Genomic DNA, 3,293 nt, shown 5'->3' with positions numbered 1-3,293 from the left:
CTTTGGCACGGTTAAATAATTGCGCTAGATCCTCCACATAATGATTCACTACATAGACATTGCAGTGTGATTGCAGAGCTGGAATAAGCTGCTGCATTAAATATTCTGAAGATTTACGCGCCTGTACCAAAACGTCGATGTCACGGTTCTGATTCAGATTCCGAAACTCATTCCCAATTTGATTTGGCAGGTAATACAGCAAAGCATGGGGCGATCGTTGTCCCCAATATCCTAAACTATTGCGGCTGACGGTGACGATCGGCACAGCTGAAGGCAAACGAAATCCGTATCCGGCACTGTGTGCGTGATAAATCGTGTGGTATCTCTGAAGGCGTTTTGCCAGTTTGGGCACATCAAATCCCCAACTCATCACAAAAATCACCTGGCTCAGATTAGTCTGACTCAGATTAGCCTGTTGCAGCACATCATCCAGAAATAGCGTTTCCTTCTCGCGCTGACGATAGGTCACCACCTCTGCATCACAAATCTGCTGCGCCAGAGACAAGGTTTTCAATTCTGCCCACAGCCCGCCACAGGCAAACTTGCCTCCTGTTCCTGGCAGCAGAAAGTACAGTTTTCGCACAGTTGCCCTCCTGACCGATGCCCAGCAAATCTCCTCACCGGATTATTGCCTTTGCCAGACCCTATCCTACCTGAAGTGACGACTCGGCGATCGGCTTCTGCCCGATTCAAAGTCCCCTAAAGTTGGGGGATTTAGAAGGCAATGCAGGATTACTGGGATTGCTCAGATCAGCTCCAAATTGGGGCGTTGTTGAATTGGAGTATGATTATCCCCCCCTAGCCCTAAAAAATGGGGAGAACTGATCCTCAAAGTCCCCCAGCATTGGGGGATTTAGGGGGCGATGCAGGGTCTCAAGTTGTGTCTTTATACTTCGTATTCAGCAACGCCTAGGATTCAACTGAACGATTCCTGAGCGAGCGCCGGAGTCTCTTTCTGCTGAGCCATCTCCACCAGGCGACGAATCCGATCTTCGGTAGCCGGGTGAGTGCGGAACAGTGATTGCAGACCTTTTGCCGAAATTGGATTGATAATCAGCAGCGGTGACATTGCCGGGTTGCCGTGCATAGGCAACTGTTTGCCGATTTCTTCTAACTTTTTCAAGGCACTCACCAGAGCCAGCGGATTGCCCGTAATCTCAGCCGAGCCTTGATCTGCGGCATACTCACGGGTACGAGAAATGGCAAGCTGAATCAGCGAAGCCGACAGCGGAGCCAGAATGATCAAAAACAGCAAGCCAAATGGATTGGTGCCGCGCCGCCCGCTGTAAGTCACCGGACCATAAAGCGCACCAAAGGTGAGGATGCGTCCCAAAAACGTGATTGCGCCCGCCAGCGTTCCGGCAACTGCTTGAGTCAGCGTGTCGCGGTTTTTGACGTGGGTGAGTTCGTGAGCAAGTACGCCTGCCAGTTCCTCACGGGAAAGCAGCTTCATAATGCCTTCAGTGACCGCAACGGCAGCATGATTCGGATCGCGCCCGGTCGCAAACGCATTCGGCGACTCGGTTGGGACGACAAACAGCTTCGGCATTGGAATTTCGGCACGATCGCTTAAACTCTGCACCAGATCATAGATTTCAGGAGCCTGCTCACGGGCGATCGGCTGAGCGCGATAGGCTGCCAGGGCTGCACGATCGGAGTAGTACCAGGAACTAATCGACATAAAAGCTGCAATGAAAAATCCGATGATGAGCCCTTGTTCATTGCCAATCAGGGCATAACTGACCAGAACAATCAAACCACTCAGCAAGCCCAGCAAAGCCGTTGTTTTAAGCTGGTTTATCCCACTCATGTTGTTATCCGCACCTAGAAACTTAAACTGCTCTTGAACATAGCGAATGGAGCGATCGTTTTAGGTCTATCGGACGATCGAAGTTGGGATATGGCTTGAGTATGAAATCCTGGCGCTGTTGAATAATGCGATGAATTCTCCTCTTAACCCTTCACCAGGGCGAAACCTTTCAACGAAACTATCAGATTTGAATCCTCAAATCACAGCTTTTCATCACTTTTCAGCATTGCAAACTTCCTCTTTCCTATCTTCGATTAGATAGGTCGAAATAGCTTCTGCAATTTATTCACTCGTTTAACAAAGCGTTCTCGTTGCTCAGATAAAGACACGAACAGGGCTTCTGTCCTCAAGTTGAGTACCCTGTTCTGATAGTTTCTTAAACTTTCCTTATCGCCTATCGGGTGTAAAGAATCCGCGCATTTAATCCAAAATCGCGAAAATAGCGCGTCCATCGCCTGGCTGCGCCCCGATCGACAAAGGGACCGACCCGCACATGAGGACCGCGTGACGAAGTCGAAGTTTGCACCATTTGGGCAATGCCAAAACCATCACCGAGGCGCATTACCTGATTGCTAATTGCTGTCAGATTATCCGATTTTCCCGGAATCACCACATAGAACGATCGTCGATTTCTCGTGTCGCCTGGAGCTGAATCAGGGGGCAGCAGTGTCTCAGTGGGTGCAGCAGACGGCGCAGGATTCACAAACTGTTCGGGCGCAGACGGCTGACCAAACTCGACTTCCCGCGGTACTGGTGTAACGGGCAGCAAATCGGGCGGAGGAAGCATCGGCGCAGTCACCTGAGGGGCAGCAGGTGGGGCAGACGGGCTGGGAAAAGAGGCAGGGGTCGGCAGCGCAGGCGCAGTCACTTGAGGAGTAGCCATTCTTGATGGAGCAGTCCCCACTGTAGCCCCTCCGCCTCCTGGGAGTGTGACCACCTGTGCCCCAATTCCGCGTCCTGCCAACGCTACAACCTGCTGCTGTGCCCCGCTGATATCGCTAAAAATTCCTGCCTGGATCATGCGGCGACCCTGATAGTGCTGCACAAAAGCTCCTGGCTCGATCGATCGCACCTGATCTAGCATCATTGAGCTGTCGCCATTGATAATGACTGCATATTGCTGGGCGGCAGGAATCGCAGGTGAAGCTGCGCTGGGGACGAAACTTGGCTGAGCGGGAGAAGTACCCTGCCTAAAAGACGGCGGTGGCGGCGGCAGTCCGTTCACAACCTGCTGAGCTAAAAGCAGACGATCGCCCGGTTCCACAGGCTCTGCCAAAACCACCGAACTCGAACAAATCAAGCTGCTGATCACTCCTATACCAATCCAGGGTATTGACGCTGCACTGCTCATAACGGGTTTGCTCAACTAGCACAGATTGGCAGCAAGTCTAGCACAACATCTGGCGTACCAATCAACTTTTAAGGCATTTTTACCGCTAAATCGATTTTCCTTGGAAAGTGACTGCTATCTGACTCAGGACTT

General features: G+C 51.5%; 2 protein-coding genes and 1 pseudogene. All 3 read right to left on the bottom strand.

Features of this window, described 5'->3' with window-relative positions; translation table 11 throughout:
- Window positions 1-583 (bottom strand): annotated as a pseudogene (locus tag H6F80_RS23425) (glycosyltransferase); the annotation flags it as partial.
- Between the two features lie 333 nt (window positions 584-916).
- Window positions 917-1,810, bottom strand: a complete 894-nt coding sequence (locus H6F80_RS23420; protein ID WP_190793932.1) for a M48 family metalloprotease — start codon at window positions 1,808-1,810, stop codon at window positions 917-919.
- Window positions 1,811-2,204: 394 nt separating this feature from the next.
- Window positions 2,205-3,161: a hypothetical protein gene (locus H6F80_RS23415; protein WP_190793931.1), complete on the bottom strand. Its 957-nt coding sequence runs from the start codon at window positions 3,159-3,161 to the stop codon at window positions 2,205-2,207.
- Window positions 3,162-3,293 lie beyond the last annotated feature (132 nt).

The sequence above is a fragment of the Leptolyngbya sp. FACHB-711 genome, from assembly GCF_014695615.1.
GTDB lineage: Bacteria > Cyanobacteriota > Cyanobacteriia > Elainellales > Elainellaceae > Leptolyngbya_A.
The sequence above is the reverse complement of the archived record's forward strand: the minus strand, read 5'-3'. Positions and strand labels throughout refer to the sequence as shown.